Below are 23,731 nucleotides of genomic sequence, written 5' to 3' on the forward strand. Positions count from 1 at the left end.
ATTTTCGACGAGAGACGTGGTTGTCCTCCAAGCGGGGTACAGTGCCCCCGGAGTGCGGAGGCGCCTTGAACCGCTGCGGGTGCGGCCGTTCGGCCAGTTGCTGGGGTCGTACACGGTCAACGACTTGGGGGACTCGATCGGGGTCGTGGCCCTGTCGATCCTTGTCTTCGACCGAACGGGTGATGTCGCGCCGACCGCCGGCTTCTTCCTGGTGGCCAAGTTCCTGCCCGCCCTGCTCTCCACCGGGCTGACGGCGCACCTGGACCGGATGTCGCTGCGCCGCGTGCTGCCGGCGATCTACGTGATCGAGGCGCTCGTGTTCGCCGCGCTCGGCTTCCTGGCCATCGGCGACCGGTTCTTCCTGCCGCTGATCCTGCTGCTGGGGCTCGTGGACGGGACGCTGGCGATCACGGGGCGCGGGCTCACCCGCGGGGCCGTCGCGGCCACGCTGCAGCCGCACGGGCTGATCGCCGAGGGCAACGCGCTGATGAACCTCGGCTTCGCGGCGTCGTCGGTGTTCGGTGCCGCGCTCGCGGGCGCGCTGATCGCGGCCTTCGGGGTCTCCACCGCGCTGTTCGTGGACGCCGCGTCGTTCCTGATCATCGCGGCGCTGCTCGCGAGCACCCGCCAGCTGCCGCAGGTCGAGCACCACGAGTACGAGCCCTGGCGCACGCGTTTCCGCGCCGGGCTCTCGTTCGCGCGCTCGCACCCGCTGATCCGCACGCTGCTCGTCGGCCAGTCGCTCGCGTTGATCTGCTTCACCGTCGTCGTCCCGATCGAGGTCATCTACGCCAAGGAGTCGCTCGGCACCAACAGCGCCGGGTTCGGGCTGCTGCTGAGCGCCTGGGGCGCCGGCATCGTGCTCGGCTCGCTGCTCTACATCGGCCTCAAGAACCGCTCCGGGTTCGGGCTGATCGTCTTCTCCAGCGCGATGGTGGGCGTCGCCTACCTCGGGATGTCCCAGGCGCACGTGCTGTGGCTCGCGTGCGCGATGTCGGTCGTCGGCGGCGCCGGCAACGGCATCCAGTGGGTGGCGGTGATGACCGCCATGCAGGAGGCGACGCCGCCGGAGTTCCAGTCGCGGATGTCCGGGCTGCTGGAGTCGATCGGCGCCGCGATGCCGGGCATCGGGTTCCTGCTCGGCGGCGTGCTGACGGTGCTGGGCTCCCCGCGCACCGCCTTCGCGTTCGCGGGCGCGGGGATCCTGCTGCTGGCCGGCCTGGCGCTGCTGCTACGGCCGGCGGCCGAGCGGCGCGCTCAGACCTCGACCACGACCGGCAGCACCATCGGGCGGCGCTTGAGCCGGTCGTAGATGAACTGCGCGAGGTCGTCGTGCAGATGGTTCTGCAGGACGTCGACCTCGGTGATCTGCTGCTCGGCGGCGGCGTCCAGCGAGTCCTCCACCGCTTCGCGCAGGTCGTCCGTGAACTGGTCGTTGCCTTCCAGGAACGGGACGCCGCGGGCGATCACCTCCGGCGGGACGACGGACGAGCCGTCCTCCTCGGAGATCGTCGCCACGATGATGAAGATGCCGTCCGCGGACAGCATGCGGCGGTCACGCAACGCGACGTCGCTGACGTCGCCGATGTCCACGCCGTCGACGAAGATCATCCCGGAGTGCTCGGGGGTGCCGAACTTCGCGCCCTCGGCCGTGATCTCCAGCGGCGTGCCGTTCTCGCTGCGGAACACGTGCGAGCGGGGCACGCCGACCGCCTGCGCGAGCTCACCGTGGATGAGCATGCGCTTGAAGTCGCCGTGGACCGGCATCACGTACTTCGGGCGGGTGAGGTTGATCATCATCTTGACCTCCTCCGCGTAGCCGTGGCCTGAGGCGTGGATCGGCGCGTCGCGCGCGGTCACCACGCTGCACCCGATGTGGTACAGGCGGTCGATCGTCTCGTTGACGGCGCGCTCGTTGCCGGGGATCGGCGTGGCGCTGAAGACGACCGTGTCGCCCTCTTTGAGCTCCACCTGCGGATGGTCGCGGTAGGCCATCCGGCGCAGCGCGGACAGCGGCTCGCCCTGGGAGCCGGTGGAGATCACGACGATCTTGTCGTCGGCCCACTGGTCGATCTCCCGCGGCGGCACGAGCATGCCCTCGGGGATGTCGATGTGGCCCAGGCTGCGGCCGATGTTGACGTTCTTGCGCATCGACCGGCCGACGAGGGCGACCTTGCGGCCGTGCTTCTCGGCGGCGTGCACGACCTGCTGCACGCGGTGGATGTTCGAGGCGAAGCAGGTGACGACGATGCGCCCGTCGCAGCGGCCGAACACGCGGTCCAGGTGCGGGCCGACGATCGACTCGCTGTCGCTGATGCCGGGGCGGTCGGCGTTCGTCGAGTCGCCGCACAGGAGCAGCACGCCCTCGCGGCCGAGCTCGGCCAGGCGGCTCATGTCCGCGGGCGCGCCGATCACGGGCGTCTGGTCGAACTTGTAGTCGCCGGTGAAGAAGACGGTGCCGAGCGGGGTGCCGATCGCGACGCCGCTGGCGTCCGGGATCGAGTGCGTGAGGTGCACGCGCTCGAGCGTGAACGGGCCGGCCTCGACGACGTCGCCGATCGGCAGCACCTCGAGGTTGACGTCGCGCAGCTTGTGCTCGTCGAGCTTCGAGCGGGCCATGGCGACCGTGAGCTGGCCGCCGTAGACGACCGGGATCTTGTCCTCGCCCAGGTCGCGGATCACCCACGGGAGCGAGCCCAGGTGGTCCTCGTGGCCGTGCGTGATGATGATCGCGTCGATCGCGTCGACGTTCTCACGCAGGTACGTGAAGTCGGGCAGGACGAGGTCGATGCCCATCATCTCGGCCGTCGGGAAGCGCAGGCCGCAGTCGACGACGACGATCCGGCCGTCGTACTCGACGACGGTCATGTTCTTGCCGATCTCGCCGACGCCCCCCAGCGGGAGGACTCGAACGGTGCCGCTCAACGGGCGGAGACCTCGGCCAGCAGCCCGTGCTGGGCGAGCGCGTTGTACACGGTCTGGCGTTCCTGCTCGTCGCATTCGACCAGCGGCAGGCGCAACGCGCCGGCGGGCTGGCCGAGCATCTCCAGAGCGGCCTTGACCGGCGCGGGGCTGGCCGTCACGAACATCGCCTCATAGATCTCCTGCAGCGACGCGTCGATCTCGGCGCGGTTGTCGGGCTCTTCATACATCTTGCGCATCTCCGGCCCGACGACGTGGCTGGCGACGCAGATGCCGCCCGTGCCGCCGATCTCCAGGCACTTTCCGTAGATGTCGTCGTTGCCGGCCATGACCGCGAGGCCGTCGATCAGCTGCAGCTCGTCGCTGTTCGCCTGCTTGACGGCCTCGATGTTCTCGATCTGCGCCAGCTCGGCGAGCAGATCGGGCGGCATGTTGACGACGCACCGGCCGGGGATGTTGTAGAGGATCACGGGCGTGTCCCCCGCGGCTTTCGCGACTTCCCTGAAGTGCGCGATGATCCCCCGGCGGTTGGGCTTGTTGTAGTACGGCGTGACGGACAGCACCGCGTCCACGCCGGCCTCCACGGCCTTCTCGGTCAGGTGGACGGCGTGGCGCGTGTCATTGGACCCGGTGCCGCCGACGACCGTCGCCTCGTCCCCGAGCTCGGAGGCGATCAGCGCGATGAGCCCGAGGTGCTCCTCGTCGGTCATCGTCGCCGCCTCGCCAGTGGTCCCGGCCACGACCAGCCCGTGCGACCCGTTCGCGAGCAGATGGCGGCCGATCGCGACCGCACCCTCCTCGTCGACGGAGCCGTCAGCACGGAACGGGGTGATCATGGCCGTGAGCAGGCCTTCGTAGGGACGCATGCGTTAGAGGATGGCACGCGAGCCGGTCAGCCCGCGAGTGGATCCCCCGAGCTGAGCTTCGGCGGCGCGTACGACGGCTGGTTGGGATCCTCCGTCGACGACGGCGCACCGGGCACGGCGGGTGCCTTGCCCTCCCCCGCGACCGGCGGCTGAGGTGTTCCCGAAGGGACACCGGGCGCCTGCGGCGGCGCGGTCGAGCCCTCGACCGGCGCGGGCGGACCGCTCGGCGGCTCCGTCGGCGGAACCCCCGGCGTCGCAGGCGGAGCCCAGTCCGCGGGCGCGCTCGGCGGAGCCGGCGGAGGGGGAGTCAACGGCTCGCCGAACTCCGGCCCGGGAGGCGGCGCGGCAGGCGCGCTCGGGGCCGCACCGGCCAGCGGGTCACCGTGCGGCGGCGACGCCGGCGGGCCGCTCGGCGGGTCCCACGACGGTGCGGACGAGCCGGTGGCACCGGCCAGCGGGTCACCGTGCGGCGGTGACGCGGGCGGGCTGCCCGGGGCGGGCGCGTGCCCCGGGAGCGGGCCACCCTGAGCAGGCGGCTCCCACGCGGCCGAGCCGGGCGGTGCCGGCGCGGGCGCGGCCGGGCCGCTGGGCGGGGCCCAGTTGGACGGAGGCGGCGCCGACGGGCCGGTGGGCGGCGGCGCGGACGCCGCGCCCGCGAGCGGGTCGCCGTGCGCGACCGGCGGCGGCGCGGGCGTCGCCAGCGGGTCGCCCGAGGCCGGGGACGGCGTCGGCGGGCCGGAGTAGCCCGTCGGGATGCCTGGGGAGTGCGGCGGCGCGGGCGGCGGCGGCGGGGTGCTGTGCCCCGGCGGCGGCCACGCGGGGCTCTGGGACTGGCCGGGCCAGGCCGGGCCGCCCGCGAGCGGGTCGCCGTGCGGTGCGGGCGCCGCGGGGTCCGGGACCGGGCCGGGCGTGGCCGGCGGACCCGGGTGCGGACCCGCGAGCGGATCACCGTGCGGCGGCGACGCCGACTGCTGCGGCGGGATCGGACGACCGTGCTTGTCGTACTCGACGTACCCGCCCGGCTGCTGCGGACCAGGCCGGGAAGCGCCCTGCTGGTTGATCTGGGACTGCACCTCGTCGAGCTTGGTCTGCGCCTGCTCGGCGAGCTTCTTGGCCTTGTCAAGGAAGCCCATGGCACGACGGTACCCGGTTCGGGCGTGTGCTCGCGTGGTGCTAACCGGCGTCTCTTGTGGCCGAGCCGCGTGGAGCTCAGCTCGGGTGGCGGGCGTCGGGCTTCATCGCGCCGGGGAGCACACCGGCCTGGGCTGGTCAAGCCGGCCGGGACCGGCGAGCCCCCGCGCGGGGTCAACCCGCGCTCACGGGCTCAGCCGCACTGAACGATCACTTTCCCACCTGTGCGGTGGAAAAGTGAACACTCGCGCGACGCGCGGCCCGCGCGCGGGCGCACCCGGCGCAAGCCGCTCACCCGCACAAGAGCGCGCCGCCCGACGGGGTGCTCCCGAACCACGCCAGGCACCGGCGCGCGCCACCCGCACTGAACTCCACGGGTGACGCGCTCCGGGTACGTGGTGCTAGGCCGCCGTGAGGCGGAAGTGCCCGACCAGCGCCTCGAGGCGCTCGGCGGTGATGGCCAGCTCGGCCGCGCTGGAGGCGATCTCCTGCGTCGACGCGCTGGTCTCCTGGGTGGAGGCGGAGACCTGCTCGGCGGAGGCGGAGGACTCCTCGGCGACGGAGGCGATCTCGGCGATCTCGTCCTGGGTGCGCTCCGAGTCGGCGGAGATCTGCTCGCTGGCGGCGGCGATCTCGGCGACGCGCTCGGCCATCGAGGCGACGGCCACGTCGATGCGCTGGAAGGCGTCGCGGGTCTGCTGGACGGTGACGACGCCGTCCTCGGTGCGGCGGGCGCCTTCCTCGACGACGATGACGACGGAGTTGGTCTCGGTCTGCATCTCGCCGATCAGGCTGGAGATCTGCGAGGCGGCCGCCTGGGACTCCTCGGCCAGCTTGCGGACCTCTTCGGCGACGACGGCGAAGCCCTTGCCCTGCTCGCCCGCGCGGGCAGCCTCGATGGCCGCGTTGAGCGCCAGGAGGTTGGTCTGCTCGGCGATGCCGGTGATCGTGTCGACGATGCCGCCGATGCGCTCGGAGCGCTGGGCGAGGCCCTCGATCGCGGTCGTGATCTCGCGCGAGGCGTCGGCGACGTGCTGGATGGCGTCCGTGGCCTGCTCGGCCGCGGCGACGCCGTGACGGGCGACCTCGCCCGCGTCACCGGCGACGGTGGCGGCCTCGGACGCGGCCGTCGAGGACGCGCGCGCGGCGCGGGTGGTCTCCAGCGCGGTGTCGCGCGCGGTCTCGACCATGCGGACCTGGCGCTCGGCGCCCTGGGCCACGTCGCCCACGGCGGACGCGATCTCGGTGACGGCGCGGCCGGCCTCCTCGGAGGTGGACGCCATCTGCTGCGACGCGGAGGCAACGCTGCCGGCGCTCGCGCTGACGTCGCCGACCACGCGCTCGAGGTCCACGACCAGCCGCTGCATGGCGACGCCGAGCAGGTCGCGCTCGGAGCGCGGCTTCGGCTCCACCGTCAGGTCGCCCGCGGCGACGCGCTCGGCGACCTCGGCCTGCTCGCGCAGGTAGTCGAGCATGTTGTCGAACGACTGCGCCATCGCGCCCAGCTCGTCACGGTTCTTGACGGTGATCGTCTGGTCGACGTCGCCCTCGGCGATGCCGTCGGCGGCGCGCTGCATCTCACGGACCGGGCCGACGATCGACCGCGTGATCAGCCACGCGATGCCGAGCGCGACCAGCGCGCCGATCACGCCGAGGATGATCAGCTGCGTGCGCGCGCCCGCGTACGCCGAGTCCTGCTCGTTCTTGGCGTCCTTCACGAACTTCTCGGTGTCGGCGAAGATCGCCGCGTAGGACTCGCGGAAGCCGTCGAACGCCTCCTTGCCCTCGCCGATGCGCGCCTGCGCCTCGGCCTGCCCCTTCGGCCCGGACTGCACCAACGCGATCTGCGACTCGAAGTACTTCTGCAGCGCGTCGATCTGCGGCCTGGCCTTGTCGACCAGCCCGGCCATGATCGGGTGCTTCGCGAGCAGCGGCTCCATCAGCTTCAGGTCGTCCTGGATGCCCTTGCGCCCCGCCTTGTACGGATCAAGGCTCGACTCGTCGCCCGTGACGAGGTACCCGCGCACGCCGGTCTCCTGGTTGACCATCTGGGTCAGCAGGTCCTGGGCCGCCGCCTTCAATGGGATGGCGTCCTCGACGTACGTGTTCTGAGCATTCTCGTTGACGGAGCCGGCGGAGCGAACGCCGACGATGACTGCGCCGGCCAGGATGAGGAGCACGGCGCCGAAGCCGGCCAGCAGCTTCGTGCGGATGGTGAGGGACAAAGGGTCTCCAGGGGAGCGGTTTACACGGTTCGCTCACCGTGATCGCCCGGGCAACATCCGCTTTCCATCCCGTAAACGTCAAGGTTTCATCAAGAACCCCGGAAACGGGAACGGCCCGCCGATCGGGCGGGCCGTTCCGTGCGCGGGTCTGCGGACCCGATCGAGACCCGCGCGCCCTCCGACTCAGGCGGCGACGGTGAAGCGCGCGACGAGCGAGTTCAGGTGCTCGGCCGTCCCGGACAGCGTCTGCGCCGACGCGGCGATCTCCTGCGCCGACGCGCTCGTCTGCTGCGTGGAGGCCGACACCTGCTCGGCCGACGCGCTGGACTCCTCGGCCACCGCGGCGACGTCGACGACCTCGTGCTCCGCGCGCGACGCCTCATGCGTGATCTGGTCCACGGCGGTGCTGATCTCGCCGACCCGCGCGGCCATGTCCTCGACGGCCGTGCCGATCGCCTCGAACGCCTCCCGCGTCCGCTCGACCGTCGCCACGCCGTCCTGCGTGCGCTGCGTGCCGTCGCTCACCACGCCGACCACGCGCGCCGTCTCGGCCTGCATCTCGCCGATCAGGCCCGAGATCTCGGCGGCCGCGTTCCGCGACTCCTCGGCCAGCTTGCGCACCTCCTCGGCCACGACCGCGAAGCCGCGCCCCTGCTCGCCGGCGCGCGCGGCCTCGATCGCCGCGTTGAGCGCGAGCAGGTTGGTCTGCTCGGCCAGCCCGGTGATCGTGCCGACGATCCCGCCGATCCGCTCGCTGCGGGCGGTCAGGGAGTCGATGGCCGTGCCGACCGCCGCCGACGACTCGGCGACCTCGCGCATCGCGGCGCTGGCGGACTCGGCGGCGCTGACGCCCTCCACGGCGACGGCGCGCGCATCGTCGGCGGCCTGCGCGGTCTCGTTGGCGACCGCGGCGCTCGTCTCGGCCGACCGGGCGGCGCCCTGGACGGCCTCACGCGCAGCTTCGACCCCGCGGACCTGGCGCTCGGCGCCGTGCGCGACCTCGGTCACGGCCGCGGCGATCTCCGAGACCGCACGGCCCGTGTCCTCCGACGTGGCCGCCATCTGCTGCGAGGCGGCGGCGACCGTCGCCGCCTGCTCGGCCATCTCGGCGACCGTGTCGGCCAGCTGCGCGCGCATGGTGTTGTAGGCCTCGACGGACGCCACCGTGTAGTTGCGGATCGCGCCGACGGCCTCGGCGACGTCGCCGATCTCGTCGCCCGACGTGCGGTGCAGCTCCGGCGTCACCGGCACCACCTCGACCGTCAGGTCACCCTTCGCGACCCGGCCGAGCGCGTGGGCCAGGTCCGTCGCGCAGTTGTCGCGCAGCATGTTCAGGCGGTGCAGGATCTCGTTGACGGCCTTGGTGATCCGCCCCGAGAACCAGAAGGCGAGCGCGAACCCGATCACCAGCGCCGCGCCGATCAGCAGCAGCGAGCGCGTGACGGCCGCGGAGGCCGTCGAGGTGATGTTCGCGTTGGTCTGCGCGGCGAGCTTGACCTCCGCGTCGAACAGGCGCGTGAAGCTCGCCGTGACCTTCGCCGCGGCGGGGACGGCCTCGGCCGTGTTGAGCGCGTACGCCTCCGGCTCACGGCCGGCCGCCGAGAGCTCCAGGACGCGGCCGCGGATCGCGCGGTAGGCCGCGATGTCGGATTCCAGCGTCGTCAGCTCGGCGCTCAGCTCGCCCTTGCCGGCGAGCGCCGGAGCCACCGCGGCGAGGCGCTTGTCGATGCCCGCGGCGTTGCGCTTGAGCGCGGCCTCGACCTCCGCCTTGGCGGCCGGCGTCGTCTCGAGCAGGTGGTTGTTCACGAACGCGCGGTTCTCGTTGAACGTCGCGCGGGCCGTGCCCAGCTGCGACAGCGGCTGCACGGACTGCTCGTACAGCGCGTCCGAGTCCGCGTTCGCGGAGCGGATGTCGCTGATGCCGAACGCGCCGACGGTGCCGGTGAAGGCCAGCAGGACGGCCGAGCCGGCCAGCAGCTTGCTGCGTACGCCGAAGCGGGTGGGGAGGAAAGACAAGGGAAGGGCTCCTACAGGTGATCGGGTTACCTGCGGTATCGGAGCCCTCCCTCAAGCCGAGGTCGGGCAAAGCTCAAGCTTTGACCAAGTCCCGCGGCAAAGTGGCTGCGTGCGCGCCAATCTCGGCCCACGGGTCCCCCACCGCGGCCATCCGCGCCGCCATCGTGCGGAGCGTGAAGGCGTGCGGCGTCAAGCTCGCGTCGGCGACCTCGTCCCAGGTCACCGGCGCGGAGACCGGCGCGCCGGCGAGCGCGCGCACGGCGTACGGCGCGACCAGCGTCTGCCCGTAGGTGTTGCGCGCGACGTCGACGAGGATCCGCCCCTCGCGCTTCTCCTTGCGCCACTCGGTCGTGAGCGTGTCGGCGTGCTCGGCGGCCACGCGGTCGGCGAGGATCTGCGACGCCGCGCGGACCTCGTCGGCGTTCCGGGTGCGCTTGAGCGGTGCGACCACGTGGATCCCGCGCGAGCCGCTGAGCTTCGCGAACGGCACGAGCCCCACGTCCCGCAGCCGGTCACGCAGCGCGAGCGCGGCCCGGCGGATCTCGTCGAAGTCGTCCCCGCTCGGGTCCAGGTCGAACACGAGCCGGTCCGGCCGCTCCCGGCGGTCGCAGCGCGCGTTCCAGACGTGCGGCGTGACGCAGTTCTGCTGCGCGAGCCAGCGCAGCGTCTCCGCGTCGTTGATCATCCCGTGCGTGATGTCCCCGCCCTTGCGGCGCGAGACCTCGCAGCGGGCGACCCACTCCGGCGCGCCCTTCGGCAGCGACTGCTGGACGACGACGTCGTGGGCGATGCCCCGGTTCCACCGCCACAGGTTCATCGGCCGGTCGCGCACGTGCGGGAGCATCACGTCGGCCACCCGCTCGTAGTAGTCCGCGAGATCCGCTTTGGTGATGCCGTCCGCGGGGAACAACACCTTGTCGGGATTGGACAGCGGAACTCTCACCGGTGTGGACCGCTTAGGAGCCATGCGCAGGATCCTCGCATTTGCGATGGTCTCCGCGTGGGCGCTCGCCTGCAGCTCCGCCTCGGCGTCCACGGTCACGTCGAAGGTCGAGAGCATCCCCGACCAGCGCCAGGTCGCTTACCGGCACACGCTCACACTCACCGCCGCTCCCGGCGAGCGCAACGACGTCGAGATCCTGCCGGACGTCGACGCCGGGCTCGTGCGGCTCCGGGATGCCGCCGGTCTGACGCCGACGCCGCCCTGCGTCGCGCAGGACCCGACCACGGTCGCCTGCCCGCTGCAGGGGTATCCGAAGGTCGTCGCCTACCTCGGTGACGGCGATGATCGCTTCCGCAACGCGCGCGTCCCACCGTCCTCGGTCCCGGGTGTGGTGCATGGCGGGGCGGGGGACGACATGCTCGAAGACCGGGAAGGCACGGTGCTCGGCGGTCCGGGCAGCGACGTGCTGAGGGGCGCGATCCTCGACTACTCCGACGAGCCGCAAGGGGTGACCGTCGATCTTGGCGCGGGCGTGTCCGGCGCGGCCGGCGACCGGGACCTGCTCCTCCTGACCGCCGGCACCGCGGTGCGGGTCGTCGGCAGCCCCGGCCCGGACGTCACCCGGGGTGGGCACGACGTCCTGCGGGTCGAGAGCGGCGCGGGCGACGACGTCGTCCACGGTGGCCGACTCGGCAACGACCTCAACGGCGGCCCCGGCGCTGACCGGCTGATCGGCGACGACGACGCCGACCTCCTGCAGGGCGGCCCCGGCGACGATCGCCTGGAAGGCGGCCGTGGGCGCGACGCGCTGTTCGGTGAGAGCTGGGCGCAGTACATCAGCCAGGTCTCGTCCGGCCCGTACGGGCGTACGCCGGACCTCGGCGAGACCGGCGACGACGTGCTCGACGGCGGTCCCGACCGCGACTCGCTCAACGGCGGGCCGGGCCGCGACCGCCTGCTCGCCCGCGACGGCGCGGCCGACGCGGAGGTGATCTGCTCCTCGACGCGGTTGCAGGGCGACACCGCGGTCGTCGACCGCCAGGACGACGCGTCCAACTGCCGCCACGTCGACCGAGCGCGCGCCAACCGGCTCGAGCTCTACGGCCTCCTGCGCTCCGGCCCGCGCGAGCTCCGCCTGCTGGTCTCCTGCCCGCGCGGCGCCGCGCCCCGCGCCTGTCGCGGCCGCCTGCGGCTCGCGCATGAGGGTGCGGTCGTGAGCCGCCGGTCCATCGCCATCAAGCCCGGCCGGCGCGTGCGCGTGCCGCTCCGTCTCCGCGACGCCGATCGCCGCCTCGGCTACGGCGTCGTGCTGATGCTCGCTACGGGGAAGGCGTTGCGCGCCGACTACGACGGAGCGCGTCCGTGAAGCGCTTCGGGACGCGCGGGTCCTCCCCGCCCTCCCACAGCGTGATCACGATCAGCTCGCCGCGCGGCTTGTCCTCGATGCAGATGTAGACGAGCTCGCCGTCCTCGAGGTCCCGGACCAGCAGCGCGCCGCGCGAGCCCGGCTCGACGCGTCCCGCGTCGACCGCCCGCGAGACGCGGCCCGTCACTTCCAGCTTGGGATCGAGCGCGCCTCGGACGCGCTGGAGGTATCGCTCGGCCGCGTGGTCGGTTACGGCTACCAGCACGGCCGCCTCGGGCCTCGGCGGATCGCTGGTGGCAGCAACGGTCGTCGCTGCCGGTGCGCGCAGGCCGCTCGCATACTGGTGGTACGTGTGCGGCCGGTGCGTGCCGGCAGCGGCGGGCGGGGCCCGCCAGAATCCGTCGAGGTCCGGGGCGGCCGTGCTAGGGCCACAAGAGCTTCTCGAGCCCGATCACGGGAGACTCGGGCAGCTCGGCCACCTTGCGGATCGCCAGCAGGACGCCGGGCATGAAGCTCGTGCGGTCGGTCGTGACGTGGCGCAGGGTGAGGGTCTGGGCGACATCGCCGAAGATCACGTCCTGGTCGGCGACGACGCCGGGCAGGCGGACCGAGTGGATCGGCACGTCGCCGTCCATCAGCTCCGCGGTGCGGGCGGCGGTGCCGGACGGCGCGTCGACCTTCGCGGGATGGTGGTACTCGATGATCTCGGCACGGTCCATGATCTTCGACGCCTCGGCGGCGAAGCGCATCATCAGCACCGCGCCGATCGCGAAGTTCGGGGCGGCGAAGACCTTGCCCGGCGTGCCTTCGACGGCACGCCGCAGGTCCTCCTCACGCCAGCCGGTCGCGCCGATGACGACGTGCACGCCGGCCGCGGTGGCCTGCGTGATGTTGCCCAGCACCTGGTCGGGGAGCGTGAAGTCGACGAGCACGTCGGTGCCGTCGAGCACGTCGGCGACCGAGGTGCCGAGCGACGGGTCGGCGCGGCCGACGAGCTCCATGTCGTCGGCGCCGTCGACCGCGGCGCACGTCGTCGCGCCCATGCGTCCCGCGGCGCCCGCCACCGCCACGCGGATCATCAGGCGGCCAGCTTGGACTCGTCGCCCGCGACGCCCTGCACGGCGGCGCAGAACTTGTCCTCGTCCGGCCCGATGCCGGCCGCGGACAGGCGTCCCGGCGCCCACAGGTCGTCCACCAGCGAGCGCATGTCGTCCATCGTGACGGCGTCGATGCGCTCCATGACCTCGTCGGTCTCCAGCAGCGGCAGGCCGAACAGCAGCGAGCCGCCGAGGCGATGCATGCGCGCGCCCGTCGACTCCATGCCGAGCACGACCCGCGCCTTGACGTTCTCGCGTGCACGCACGAGCTCCTCCTCAGTCGCCGGCTGCTCGCGCAGGCGCTCGAGCTCGTCGCTGACGACCTTCATCGCCTCGACGAGGTTGTCCGGACGGGTGCCGACGTACAGGCCGACCTGGCCCGTGTCGGCGTACTGCCCGGTGAACGAGTAGACGCTGTACGCCAGCCCGCGCTCCTCGCGCACGGCCTGGAAGAGCCGTGAGCTGGACAGGCCGCCGAAGATCGCGTCCAGCACGCGCGCGGCGAACCGGCGCTCGTCCCCGCGCTGCAGGCCGAGGCCGCCGAGCGTGACGTGCACCTGCTCGGTGTCCTTGCGCACGAAGCGCACGGTCGCCCGCGGGTCGGCCGGGGCGGGCTCGATGCCCGGCGCGGCCTCGATGCCGTCGTGCGTATGGGCGGTGCGCTGCGCGAGCTCGACGATCGCGTCGTGATCCACGGACCCGGCCGCGGCGATCACGACGTTGCCGGGCACGTAGCGGCGCTTGTGGAACTCGGCGATGACGTCGATCGGCGTGTCGCGGATCACCGGCGCGCGGCCGATGATCGGCCGCCCGAGCGGGTGGTCGCCGAAGACGGCCTCGCCCAGGACGTCGAACACGGTGTCCTGGGGATCGTCCTCGTACATCGCGATCTCCTCGAGCACGACCTCGCGCTCGGGATCGACGTCCTGGTAGGCGGGACGCCAGACCATGTCGGCCATGACGTCGAACGCCGCCGGCAGGTGCTGGTCGAGCATCCGCGCGTAGACCGCGGTGCTCTCCTTGTCCGTGCCGGCGTTCAGCTCGGCGCCCATGCCGTCGAAGAGCTTGTCGATCTCCGCCGAGGCGTAGCGATCGGTGCCCTTGAACAGCAGGTGCTCCAGGAAGTGGCTGAGCCCGGCCTCCGCGACGGATTCACCGCGCGAGCCGGTGTGCACGAAGAAGCCGAGGGCGGCGGACCGCACGGAGGGCATGGCCTCCGTGACGACCCGCAGCCCGCTCTCGAGCTCCGTGATGCGATGGCCGGGCAAGTGGGCTAGCCGCGGTCCGGGTCGCGGTCCCCGCGCGGCGCGCGTGGGGCACGGTCACGGTCACGGCCGCCGCCACGGGGGCCGCGGTCGCGGTCGCGGCCGCCACGGCCGTTGCGGTCGCCACGGTCGCCGCCGCTGCGGCCACGCGGGCGGTCGCTGCCGCCGCCCATCGACGGATCGCCGGTGCCGACGCCCGCGAGCTCTTCCTTGGACTTGCCGGCGATCTCGGGATCCTCGGCGAGACGCAGGCCGATGCGGCCGCGCTCCTTGTCGACCTCGACCACGCGGACGGCGATCTCGTCGCCCTTGTTGAGCACCTCTTCGACGGTGCCGACGCGGTTGCCCGGCGACACGTTGGAGATGTGCAGCAGGCCGTCGGTGCCCTTGGCGAGCTCGACGAAGGCGCCGAAGGTCGTGGTCTTGACGACCTTGCCGGTGAACTCGTCGCCGACCTCGACCTCCTTGGTCATCGAGCGGATGCGCTCGACCAGGGCGTCGCCCTTGGCGCCGGTGACGGCGTAGACCAGGACCTGGCCCTCGTCGTTGACGTCGATCTGGGACTCGTACTCCTCCTGGAGCGAGCGGATCGTCTCGCCGCCCTTGCCGATGAGGAGGCCGATCTTCTCCGGGTCGATCTGGATCGACGAGATGCGCGGGGCGTGCTCGGAGAGCTGCTCGCGCGGCGCGTCGATCGCCTCGAGCATCTTGCCGAGGATGAACTCGCGACCCTCCTTGGCCTGGGCCAGGGCGTCGCGCATGATCTCGAACGTGACGCCCGTGATCTTGATGTCCATCTGCAGGGCGGTGATGCCCTCGGACGTGCCCGCGACCTTGAAGTCCATGTCGCCGAGGTGGTCCTCGACGCCGGCGATGTCGGAGAGGATCGTGTAGTCGTCGCCCTCCTTGATCAGGCCCATGGCGATGCCGGCGACCGGCCGCGTGAGCGGCACGCCGGCGTCCATCAGGGACAGCGAGGAGCCGCAGACCGACGCCATCGACGACGAGCCGTTGGACTCGAGGATGTCCGACACGACGCGGATCGTGTACGGGAACTTCTCCTGGTCCGGGATCATCGGGACCAGCGCGCGCTCGGCGAGCGCGCCGTGGCCGATGTCGCGGCGCTTGGGGCCGCGCATGAAGCCGGCCTCGCCCACGGAGAAGGGCGGGAAGTTGTAGTGGTGGAAGTAGCGCTTGGACGTCTCGAGGCCGAGGTTGTCCAGGCGCATCTCCTCACGCGTGGTGCCGAGCGCGACGACGCTCAGCGCCTGCGTCTGGCCACGGGTGAACAGCGCCGAGCCGTGCGTGCGCGGCAGCGGCTTGACGTCGATCGTGATCTGGCGGATCTCGCGCTCGTTGCGGCCGTCCGGGCGCTTCTTGTGGACGGCGATGCGCTCGCGGATGATCTTCTTCTCGAGGGCGTCGAACGCGAGCTGCGCGTCCTGGCGCTTCTCGGCGTAGTCGGCCGCGTCCTCCGGGCCGGCGTACTTGGCGAGCACCTCGGCCTCGACGGCCTTGGTCGCCGCCTGGCGCTCGAGCTTGTCCGTGACCGAGGTGGCCTCGTCGAGCGCGTCGCCGTGGGACTCGTCGATGTCGTCGATGAGGCCCTCGGGGGCCTTCTTGACCTCGATCTCCATCTTGGCCTTGCCGGCCTTCTTCTGGAGCTCACGCTGGACGTCGCACAGCTTCTTGATCGCCGAGTGGGCGATGTCGAGCGCGTCGAGGATCTCGGCCTCGGGCACCTCGTTCGCGCCGGCCTCGACCATCAGGAGCGCTTCATCCGTGCCGGCGACCACGAGGTCCATGTCGGCCGTCAGGAGCTGCTCGTCCGTCGGGTTGACGACGAAGTTGCCCTCGATCTTGCCGATGCGGACGGCGCCGACGGGCGTCGGGAACGGGATGTCGGAGACCATCAGGGCCGCCGACGCGCCGTTCATGGCGAGGATGTCGTACGGGTGGACCTGGTCCACCGACAGCGTGATGCCGACGAGCTGCGTCTCACGACGCCAGCCCTTCGGGAACAGCGGGCGCAGCGGGCGGTCGATGAGGCGCGCGATCAGCGTCGCCTTCTCCCCCGCGCGGCCTTCGCGCTTGAAGAATGAACCGGGGATCTTGCCCGCGGCGTACATGCGCTCCTCGACATCCACCGTCAGCGGGAGGAAGTCGACGTCACGCAGGTTGCCGGCGGTCGCGGTGGAGAGCACGATCGTGTCCCCGGCGGTGACCGTCACGGCACCTGAGGCCTGCTTGGCCATCTTGCCCGTCTCGAAGGCGATCTCCGTTCCGCCGATTTCCACGGCGACGCGGTGCACTTCAGACATATGTCCCTTTCTCTGCCCCGCCTCGGAAGTCGGCGGAGTCCTCTGCATCGTCTTGACGCTTCGGTAGTCGTTGACATGCATGTTAGTAAGGGCTTACGCGTGTAGCGCTGCCGGGTAGGGTCTGCCGCCAATGGCTGATCGCATCGTCGTCTTCGGGGCCACGGGGTACACGGGCGAGCTGATCGCCTCGCGATTGGCGGCCGCCGGAGCCCGCCCGGTTCTCGCCGGGCGCTCGGAACGCCGGCTGTCAGCGCTCGCCGAGCGGTTGGGCGGACTGGACTGGGTGCGTGCCGACGCAATGCGCCAGAACACGGTGTTCGATCTGGTCGGCCCGGGCGACGTGCTGATCTCCACCGTCGGGCCGTTCGCGAAGTGGGGCCTCCCCGCCGCGCGTGCCGCCGTCGCCGCGGGCTGCACCTACATCGACACGACGGGCGAGCCGGAGTTCGTCCGGACGCTCTTCGAGGAGCTCGACGGACCGGCGCGGCGCTCGGGCGCACGGCTGATCCCGTCGCTGTCGTACGAGTTCGCGGCCGGCTCGCTCGCCGGTGCGCTGGCGCTCGAGGAGGCCGGCGAGGACGCCGTGCGCGTGGACATCGGCTACTACGCGATCGGCGGCGGCCCGAACTCGCTCTCGGCCGGCACGCGCGAGTCGCTGGTCGGCATCGTCCTGGGCGACCACTTCGCCTACCGCGACGGCACCGTCCGCGGCGTGCGCGCCGCCGAGCGCGTGCGGTCGTTCCGCGTGGCCGGCAAGTCCCGCGAGGCGTTCTCGCTCGGTGGCGCGGAGCACTACGCGCTGCCCGCGTCGTTCGCGGGGCTGCGCGAGGTCAACGTGTACACGGGCTGGTTCGGGCCGTTGTCCCGTGCCGTCCAGGCCGGCTCGATCGCGGGGACGGTCGTGCAGCGGGTGCCGTTGGTGCGCCCGACCATGAAGTGGTGGGGTGAGCGGGCCGTGTCACTGGTCGGCGCACCCGACCGTGGGACGACGCCCGACGGCGTGCGGTCGTGGATCGCGGCGGAGGCGCTGTCGGCGTCAGGCGACGTGCTCGCGCGCGTGGACCTCGCCGGCGCGGACGGGTACGACTTCACCGCGTCCCTGGTCGCGTGGGCCGCGCAGCGCTCGGTCGAAGGCGCGGGCGTGCTCGGGTCGGTGCAGGCGTACGGGCTCGAGGCGCTGGAGCGCGGGGCCCTCGACGCAGGCCTCGAGCGCGCCCGGTAGCGGATTCCGTTGCCAAACCGGGTAAGCGTGTGCCCGTGAAGCACGCCGTCCTCACCCTCGCCCTCTTCCTCGCCGTCGCCACGTCGGCTGACGCCGCGTCCTACGCCGGCAAGCCGATCAAGCAGGACGGCTTCCAGCTTCCGGCCAAGGTCACCGGACCCGACCTGCAGCTCGCCATCAACGGCCGCTTCGCGACGCGCTTCTGGCCCGGCGCCAACCTCGGCGCCACCGTGCCGGGGCACTCGCCCGGCGAACTCGCGCCGACGCGCAAGGACTACGACCGCTGGCTGGACGGCATGCAGGCCATGGGGGTCCGGGTGGTGCGGGTCTACACGATCCTCAAGCCGCGGTTCTACGAGGCGCTCGCGGCGCACAACCGCCGGCACCCGAAGACGCCGCTGTACTTCCTCCAGGGCGTCTGGATCCCGGAGGAGGCGTTCCTGCGCACGCAGAACGCGTACGACGCGCAGGTGACGGCGGAGTTCGACCGGGAGATCGCCGACGCGGTCGCCGTCGTGCACGGCGACGCGACCCTGAAGGCCCGCCGCGGGCACGCGAGCGGGCGCTACCGGACGGACGTGTCACGGTGGCTGCTGGCGTGGTCGCCGGGCGTGGAGTGGGACCCCGACGCCGTGGTCAACACGGACGCGGTCAACGCGGGTGCGCCGGCGCACGCCGGGCGGTACATCGAGTCCGTGCCCGGGGCGACGCCGATGGAGAGCTGGATCGCCGCGCGGCTGGACCATCTCGCCACGCTCGAAGCGCGGCGTGGGTGGAGTCGCCCGGTGACGTTCACGAACTGGCTGACGGTCGATCCGCTCGAGCATCCGCTGGAGCCGCTGGACGCCGAGGACAAGGTGAGCGTCGACGCGACGCACCTGCGCGCCACCGCCGCGTGGCCGGCGGGGTTCTTCGCCTCCTACCACGCGTACCCCTACTACCCCGACTTCCTGCGGCTGGAGTACGCCGGTGGGCGCCCGTCGCCGTACGCCGCGTACCTGCGCCAGCTGCGCGCGCACCACGCCGGGCAGGCCGTGATGGTCACGGAGTTCGGCGTGCCGAGCGGGCTCGGCGCCGCGCATCGCGGGCCGCTGGGCCGCGACCAGGGCGATCACGACGAGCGCGAGGCCGCGCGCATCGACGCGTCGATGCTGCGCGAGATCGAGCAGGAGGGCTACACGGGCGGGATCCTGTTCGAGTGGACCGACGAGTGGTTCAAGCGCACGTGGAACACGCAGGACCTCGCGCAGCCCGTCGACCGCCGGGCGCTCTGGCACAACGTGCTCACCAACGAGACGCAGTTCGGGGTCGTCGCGACCGAGCCGGGCCGCACGCCGCTCGTCACGCTCGACGGGCGCACGAAGGAATGGGGCCGCGCGACGATCAAGCACGACGCCGCCTACCTGTACCTGCGCGCGCGGACCCCGAGCACGATCGACATCGACGTCCGGCCCGGCGGCGGGCCGGACCTGCGCGTGGTGCTCGGCCCGGGCCGCAAGGCGCGCTTCGAGCAGCCCAACGCCGCCGACCCGATCCCGAGCGTGTTCGGCGTCGGCCAGCGCAGCGAGCCGTGGGTCTCCCCCCGCCTCATCCTCAGCCGGCCGCTGACGATCCCGACCACGGGCGAGCAGCTTCCGCCCGAGTTCCTGGACCTCGGGACCGTGCGCTGGGGCGGTAGCGACGCACGCCGGCTCGTCGCGGGCTCCGGACGCAACGTCGAGCTGCGGATCCCATGGATGCTGCTCGGCTTCGCGGACCCGTCGTCACGGCGCGTGTTCACGCCCGACCCGACCGGGGGCGTCAGCTTCCGCACGGTCAGCGGGATCGAGGTCGACGGGCGCCGCTACACGTGGTCGAGCTGGAACCGCGTCGCCTGGCACGAGCGCCGCAAGGCGGGCTGGAGCACGCTCAAGTCCGCGTTCGCGAGAGCCGCGCGCTGAGCGCGGCCGTACTCGCGGCAGATGTTCCGACACCACGTCATCCGCCGCGAGCAGCGCGTCCTGGGCGATCCCGACACCGTCTTCGGGTTCTTCGCGGACGCGGGCAACCTCGAGTCGATCACGCCGCCCTGGCTGTCCTTCCACATCGTCACGCCGCGCCCGATCGAGATGCGCCAGGGAGCGCTGATCGAGTACCGGCTCAAGCTGCACGGGCTGCCGATCAGCTGGCTGACGCGGATCGACGAGTGGGTGCCGGGCGTGCGCTTCGTCGACGCGCAGATCCACGGGCCGTACGCGCTCTGGCACCACACGCACGAGTTCGAGGCGGACGGCGACGGCACGATCGTCCGTGACACCGTCCGCTACGCGCTCCCCTACGGAGTCCTCGGTGGGCTCGCGCACCTCGCGTTCGTCCACCGCGACCTCGAGCGGATCTTCGACTACCGGACCGTGAGCTTGCCTTCCATGCCCTCGGCACGGTGATTGCCGACCGGGCAGTAGAACGTGTACTCGCCCGGCTTCAGGTCGACCGTGATCGGCTTCGCGTCCCCGCCGGTGACGGTCTCCGTCTCGCCGCCGTCGACGCCTTCGATGTCGACGGCGTGCGGCACCTGCGACGGGTTGGCGAACTCGATGGTGGTCTCGCCGGCGTCCGCCGTCAGCTCGGTCTTGGTGAACTTCAGCGCCCCGCTGGGATCGGCTTCGACCTTCAACGTCGCGCCGCCCGTGGCGGCCTCGGTGGCGGCCTCGGTCGGGGCCTCGGTGGGCGCTTCGGTGGCGGCTTCGGTGGCCGCGGGGGTCGCGGCGGGCTCTTCGTCGTCACCGCCGCAAGCGGCGAACACCAGCGCGGCACTCGCCGCGATCACTGCGATACGTCTCATGGCTTGGGGTACGCAGCGCGCCCGGTGAGGTTCAGGAGATCTTCGCCCGCAGGATGTCGATGTCCTCGACACGCCCGCCGGAGTGGTGCGCCCGGCGCACGATCCGCAGCGACTCGTACTGGCCACGCTTGACGGCGCTGGTGAGGATCACGTACCCGTTGCCCTGCGGGTCGACCGTGAACGTGCCGGCGCTCGCGCTCCAGCCCTTGGCGTCGCAGAAGACCTCGTAGATGTCCTGCGGCCCGCCCGGCAGGTCGTAGACCCACAGGCGCACGACCGTGCCCTCGGTGGTGGTGCGCAGCCCGGCGCGCGCGGTGCCGTTCTGCGCCGCGGGGCCGATCGGCTGCAGGACGAGCCGGTACTGGCTCGCCGGCCGGCCGCCGTCGCGCTCGAAGTTGAACCCGAGGACCAGCGCGGCCACGGCCACCGCGGCGCCCACGACGGCGGCCGGCAGCGCGATCGCGATCCGCGGTCGCCAGCGCCGGCGCGGCGGTGTCTGGGGCTCGCGCTCGCGCGCGAACCGGTCCAGCAGGCGTTCCTCGATCGCGGGTGGGAGCGGTTCCTCGTCGGCGCCGGTCGCCACGGCCAGGTCCAGCAACGCGGGCAGCCCGGCGAGCTCCGCGTGGGTCGCGGCGCACTCGGAGCACTCCTTCAGGTGCGCGGCCACCCGCCGCGCCTGCTCCATGTCGAGCGAGCCCAGCACGTAGGCGCCGATGTCCTCGTGGACGTGCGTCACGCACGCACCCCCATCTCTTCCAAGACCAGCCGCAGGGAGCGCAGCGCGTACCAGGTGCGGCTCTTGACCGTCCCCTCGGGCAACTCGAGCTGCTGGCTGATCTCCCGCACCGACAGTCCTTGGACATGGGCGAGGCGGATCACCTGACGGTGCTCGGGCGTGAGCTTCTCGATCGCGGTGGCCACCTGCCAACCAAGCATGGCGCGTTCGATCGAGAGGCCTTCGGGGTCCTGCTCGTCGCGGGGCTCGTGCAACGCCAGCGACGGGCGCACCGCGGCGCGCCGGCGATGGTCGATGATCGCGTGCCGCGCGATCTGGTAGAGCCACGTGCGGACGCTGCCGCGCGACGGGTCGTAGCTGTCGGCGTGCCGCCAGGCGCGCGTGAAGACCTCCTGCACGACCTCTTCGGCCGTGCCGCGGTCCCCCAGCGCGTTCAGCGTGAAGCCGAACAGCTCGCCGGCGTACGCCCGGTAGAGCGCACGCAGCGACTCGCCGGTGGCGTCCGACGAGATGCGGGCGAGCAGTTGAGCGTCCGTTGACATCGACCTCGGGTCATTACGCACCGGTCCGCCTCCTGGTTCGGTGCATGGCGTGACCGATCGTTCCAACCTTCGGGTCCCGTCCGCCATAGGACAATGGTCCCGGCGAACATAAAGGCCCAGGGCCTTTATGTTCCGAGCGCGGCCAGCACGTCGCGGCCCGGGTGCAGCACGCCGTCGAGGAACGCGGACGGCGTCGTGACGACACCGCAGCTCACGCCGGCGCGGAAGGACGCCTTCACGCGGGCGAGGACGGCCGCGGAGCGGCGGGCGGCGTCGAACGCCTCCACGTCGAGGCCCAGGGATTCGGCGCGGGACCAGAGGTGCGGGTCCTCGAGGCGGCCCTGGTCGGCGAACAGCGCGTCGTGCATGGGCCAGAACGCGCCCTGCTCGGCGGCCGCCTCAGCCGCGCAGGCGGCCGGCCAGGCACGCGGGTGCGAGGAGCGCACCGGGAAGTGCCGGAAGCACACCCGCACGTCCAGCTCCGCGAGCCGCTGGTCGAGCACCGCGCAGAACGGGCACTCGTAGTCGCCGTAGACGATCACCAGGCGACCGTCCCCGCGCACATGGTCATCCGGCCCCACCGGGGCCAGCGGGGACGAGCCGAGGTCGCTCAGAGGGCTCCTACAGCGCGTCGAAGATGAGGTTGGCGCCCGGGAGGACGCCGGGGTTCTCGGCCTGGTGGCTCCAGCGCACCGTGCCGTCCGGGTCGACGATGACGAGTGCGCGCTCCGCGAACCCACCCTCGTGGTAGACGCCGAACGCGCGGCAGGTCGCGCCCTTGGGCTCGAAGTCCGAGAGCTGCTGGATCTCGACGCCCAGCTGCTGCTTGAACGCGGACTGCGAGGGCGACGCGTCGCACGACACTCCGTAGAGCGTCGCGCCGCGTGCGGTGAAGTCTTCCAGCAGGTCGTTGTAGACCGACAGCTGGTCCGTGCAGACCGGCGAGAAGGCGAACGGGTAGAAGACGAGCACCGACGTACGCCCGAGCAGGTGCTCGCGCGTAAACGGCTCTCCCTCTTCCGTCCTCAGCGTGAAGTCGGGCGCGGGTTGGCCGGCCTCGACTACCACGCCAGCCCTACCTAGCGGCGCAGGCCGAGCTCGCGGATGAGCGAGCGGTAGCCCTCGAGGTCGTTCTTCTGGAGGTAGTTCAGGAAACGACGGCGGCGACCGACGAGCATCAGAAGGCCCCGGCGCGAGTGGTGGTCATGCTTGTGTTCGCGCAGGTGCTCCGTCAGGTGGTTGATGCGATGCGTAAGCAGCGCCACCTGGACCTCGGTCTTGCCGGTGTCGTTCTCGTCCTTGCCGAACCGCGAGATGATCTCGCGCTTTTGCTCTGCGGTCATGCTCATGTGCGGTCGTGCAGAGTAGCAGCCAGCACGCGGTCACGCCCGGCGTCTTTCGCTGCGTACAGCGCCTCGTCCGCGCGGGCGAGCAACGTCTCGGGTGTCTCCCCGTCCTCCCAGGTCGCGATCCCGATGCTCACGGTGATCGGAACGGGCGTCGGCGCGGCCGCCACTTCCTCGCGCATGCGCTCTGCGGCGTGCATCGCGGCGTCGCCGTCGGTGTCGGGCAGCAGGACGAGGAACTCCTCGCCGCCGAGCCGGCCGAGCTGGTCCTCCTGACGCAGGTGCGTGCCCATGGCGTGGGCGGCGGCCACCAGCACCTCGTCGCCGACCTTGTGCCCGTGCGTGTCGTTGACGCGCTTGAAGTGGTCGATGTCGCAGACCGCGACCGAGAGCGGGTGGCCGTGACGGCGGGCGCCGGAGACCATCCCCGCGAGCTGGGTGAGGATGGCGCGGCGGTTCGAGAGCCCGGTGAGCGCGTCCTCGCGCAGGAGCGCCTCCAGGCGGGCGCCCTGGGCGACCAGCTCGTGCTGGAGCTCCTTCGTGCGCGCGGCGGCCTCCACGCGGGTGAGCACCTCCCCGTCGGCGACCGGCTCGATCAGGTAGTCCTGCACGCCACGCCGCATGCCCTCCACCGCCGCGTCCGGCGACAGCTCGGGGCGTTCGATCAGGAGGATCGCGGTGCCGTAGGCCACGGGGTCGGACTTGATGTCGCAGACCAGGTCGCCGCTGATGTCGGTGTGGATGAGCGCCACGTCGGGCTCCCACGCCCGGCAGTGCGCGAGCGCGGCGACAGGATCATCCGTCTCGCGTACGTCGTGCCCGGCGGCGGCCAGGACCCGTGCGATCCGGCGGCGCTTCGGGGTCAAGGCATGGGCCAGCAGCACCCGCATGTTCGTTCGTTACCCCGTTGAC

The 23,731-nt window shown here is 72.0% G+C and carries 22 protein-coding genes; 5 read left to right on the forward strand and 17 right to left on the reverse strand.

Going from position 1 to position 23,731, the window contains the following annotated elements; genetic code table 11:
• Positions 1 to 52 precede the first annotated feature (52 nt).
• A complete protein-coding gene (locus C8N24_RS27200; protein ID WP_170179459.1) occupies positions 53 to 1,312 on the forward strand; it encodes an MFS transporter in 1,260 nt (419 codons plus the stop codon).
• Here C8N24_RS27200 and C8N24_RS27205 read toward each other — a convergent pair.
• The 6 genes from C8N24_RS27205 to ligD form a co-directional block, all read right to left on the reverse strand.
• A complete protein-coding gene (locus tag C8N24_RS27205) occupies positions 1,258 to 2,925 on the reverse strand; it encodes a ribonuclease J (protein WP_245971981.1) in 1,668 nt (555 codons plus the stop codon). The genes C8N24_RS27200 and C8N24_RS27205 overlap by 55 nt on opposite strands.
• A complete protein-coding gene (gene dapA / locus C8N24_RS27210) occupies positions 2,922 to 3,788 on the reverse strand; it encodes a 4-hydroxy-tetrahydrodipicolinate synthase (protein WP_121256086.1) in 867 nt (288 codons plus the stop codon). Before dapA ends, C8N24_RS27205 begins: the two co-directional genes overlap by 4 nt.
• Positions 3,789 to 3,814: 26 nt before the next feature.
• Complete coding sequence (locus C8N24_RS27215; protein ID WP_121256088.1) at positions 3,815 to 4,921, reverse strand: hypothetical protein; 1,107 nt, start codon at positions 4,919 to 4,921, stop codon at positions 3,815 to 3,817.
• 399 nt (positions 4,922 to 5,320) lie between these two features.
• Positions 5,321 to 7,144 (reverse strand): methyl-accepting chemotaxis protein, encoded by a 1,824-nt coding sequence (locus C8N24_RS27220; protein WP_121256090.1) that lies wholly within the window; start codon positions 7,142 to 7,144, stop codon positions 5,321 to 5,323.
• A gap of 183 nt (positions 7,145 to 7,327) precedes the next feature.
• A complete protein-coding gene (locus C8N24_RS27225; protein WP_121256092.1) occupies positions 7,328 to 9,160 on the reverse strand; it encodes a methyl-accepting chemotaxis protein in 1,833 nt (610 codons plus the stop codon).
• A gap of 73 nt (positions 9,161 to 9,233) precedes the next feature.
• A complete protein-coding gene (ligD, locus tag C8N24_RS27230; protein WP_170179460.1) occupies positions 9,234 to 10,103 on the reverse strand; it encodes a non-homologous end-joining DNA ligase in 870 nt (289 codons plus the stop codon).
• Positions 10,104 to 10,125: 22 nt separating this feature from the next.
• Here ligD and C8N24_RS27235 point away from each other — a divergent pair, with 22 nt between their 5' ends.
• Positions 10,126 to 11,469 (forward strand): calcium-binding protein, encoded by a 1,344-nt coding sequence (locus tag C8N24_RS27235; protein ID WP_170179461.1) that lies wholly within the window; start codon positions 10,126 to 10,128, stop codon positions 11,467 to 11,469.
• On the opposite strand, the gene C8N24_RS27240 is transcribed toward C8N24_RS27235, so the two are convergent.
• The 4 genes from C8N24_RS27240 to C8N24_RS27255 all read right to left on the reverse strand — a co-directional run bounded on the left by C8N24_RS27240 (position 11,423) and on the right by C8N24_RS27255 (position 16,152).
• On the reverse strand, positions 11,423 to 11,734 hold the full coding sequence (locus C8N24_RS27240; RefSeq protein WP_121256098.1) for a hypothetical protein: 312 nt from the start codon (positions 11,732 to 11,734) through the stop codon (positions 11,423 to 11,425). The genes C8N24_RS27235 and C8N24_RS27240 overlap by 47 nt on opposite strands.
• 157 nt (positions 11,735 to 11,891) lie before the next feature.
• Complete coding sequence (locus tag C8N24_RS27245; RefSeq protein ID WP_121256100.1) at positions 11,892 to 12,548, reverse strand: 4-hydroxy-tetrahydrodipicolinate reductase; 657 nt, start codon at positions 12,546 to 12,548, stop codon at positions 11,892 to 11,894.
• Positions 12,548 to 13,834, reverse strand: coding sequence for a M16 family metallopeptidase (locus C8N24_RS27250; RefSeq protein WP_121256102.1), 1,287 nt, complete (start codon positions 13,832 to 13,834; stop codon positions 12,548 to 12,550). The genes C8N24_RS27245 and C8N24_RS27250 overlap by 1 nt, the downstream gene beginning before the upstream one ends.
• A gap of 5 nt (positions 13,835 to 13,839) precedes the next feature.
• On the reverse strand, positions 13,840 to 16,152 hold the full coding sequence (locus tag C8N24_RS27255) for a polyribonucleotide nucleotidyltransferase (protein ID WP_121256104.1): 2,313 nt from the start codon (positions 16,150 to 16,152) through the stop codon (positions 13,840 to 13,842).
• A 130-nt stretch (positions 16,153 to 16,282) separates the two neighbouring features.
• On the opposite strand from C8N24_RS27255, the gene C8N24_RS27260 reads away from it, so the two are divergent.
• From C8N24_RS27260 to C8N24_RS27270, 3 genes are read left to right on the forward strand one after another with little or no spacing between them, the layout of a single operon-like run.
• Complete coding sequence (locus C8N24_RS27260) at positions 16,283 to 17,374, forward strand: saccharopine dehydrogenase NADP-binding domain-containing protein (protein WP_121256106.1); 1,092 nt, start codon at positions 16,283 to 16,285, stop codon at positions 17,372 to 17,374.
• Positions 17,375 to 17,409: 35 nt separating this feature from the next.
• Positions 17,410 to 19,314: a hypothetical protein gene (locus C8N24_RS27265; RefSeq protein WP_121256108.1), complete on the forward strand. Its 1,905-nt coding sequence runs from the start codon at positions 17,410 to 17,412 to the stop codon at positions 19,312 to 19,314.
• A gap of 21 nt (positions 19,315 to 19,335) precedes the next feature.
• Entirely contained in the window at positions 19,336 to 19,797 is a 462-nt protein-coding gene (locus C8N24_RS27270; protein ID WP_121256110.1) for an SRPBCC family protein, read from the forward strand.
• On the opposite strand, the gene C8N24_RS27275 is transcribed toward C8N24_RS27270, so the two are convergent.
• The 7 genes from C8N24_RS27275 to C8N24_RS27305 all read right to left on the reverse strand — a co-directional run bounded on the left by C8N24_RS27275 (position 19,755) and on the right by C8N24_RS27305 (position 23,709).
• Positions 19,755 to 20,195, reverse strand: coding sequence for a cupredoxin domain-containing protein (locus C8N24_RS27275; protein WP_121256112.1), 441 nt, complete (start codon positions 20,193 to 20,195; stop codon positions 19,755 to 19,757). The genes C8N24_RS27270 and C8N24_RS27275 overlap by 43 nt on opposite strands.
• A 31-nt stretch (positions 20,196 to 20,226) precedes the next feature.
• The gene (locus tag C8N24_RS27280; RefSeq protein ID WP_170179462.1) at positions 20,227 to 20,931 is read right to left on the reverse strand and encodes a zf-HC2 domain-containing protein; all 705 of its coding nucleotides are present in this window, start codon (positions 20,929 to 20,931) and stop codon (positions 20,227 to 20,229) included.
• Entirely contained in the window at positions 20,928 to 21,473 is a 546-nt protein-coding gene (locus C8N24_RS27285) for a sigma-70 family RNA polymerase sigma factor (protein WP_121256116.1), read from the reverse strand. Before C8N24_RS27285 ends, C8N24_RS27280 begins: the two co-directional genes overlap by 4 nt.
• 125 nt (positions 21,474 to 21,598) lie before the next feature.
• Complete coding sequence (locus tag C8N24_RS27290) at positions 21,599 to 22,015, reverse strand: DsbA family protein (RefSeq protein WP_211340163.1); 417 nt, start codon at positions 22,013 to 22,015, stop codon at positions 21,599 to 21,601.
• A 79-nt stretch (positions 22,016 to 22,094) separates the two neighbouring features.
• The gene (locus tag C8N24_RS27295; protein ID WP_121256120.1) at positions 22,095 to 22,541 is read right to left on the reverse strand and encodes a redoxin domain-containing protein; all 447 of its coding nucleotides are present in this window, start codon (positions 22,539 to 22,541) and stop codon (positions 22,095 to 22,097) included.
• A gap of 11 nt (positions 22,542 to 22,552) precedes the next feature.
• On the reverse strand, positions 22,553 to 22,822 hold the full coding sequence (gene rpsO / locus C8N24_RS27300; RefSeq protein WP_121256122.1) for a 30S ribosomal protein S15: 270 nt from the start codon (positions 22,820 to 22,822) through the stop codon (positions 22,553 to 22,555).
• Entirely contained in the window at positions 22,819 to 23,709 is an 891-nt protein-coding gene (locus C8N24_RS27305; protein ID WP_121256124.1) for a GGDEF domain-containing protein, read from the reverse strand. Before C8N24_RS27305 ends, rpsO begins: the two co-directional genes overlap by 4 nt.
• Positions 23,710 to 23,731: the final 22 nt, after the last annotated feature.

Source organism: Solirubrobacter pauli (assembly GCF_003633755.1).
GTDB lineage: Bacteria > Actinomycetota > Thermoleophilia > Solirubrobacterales > Solirubrobacteraceae > Solirubrobacter > Solirubrobacter pauli.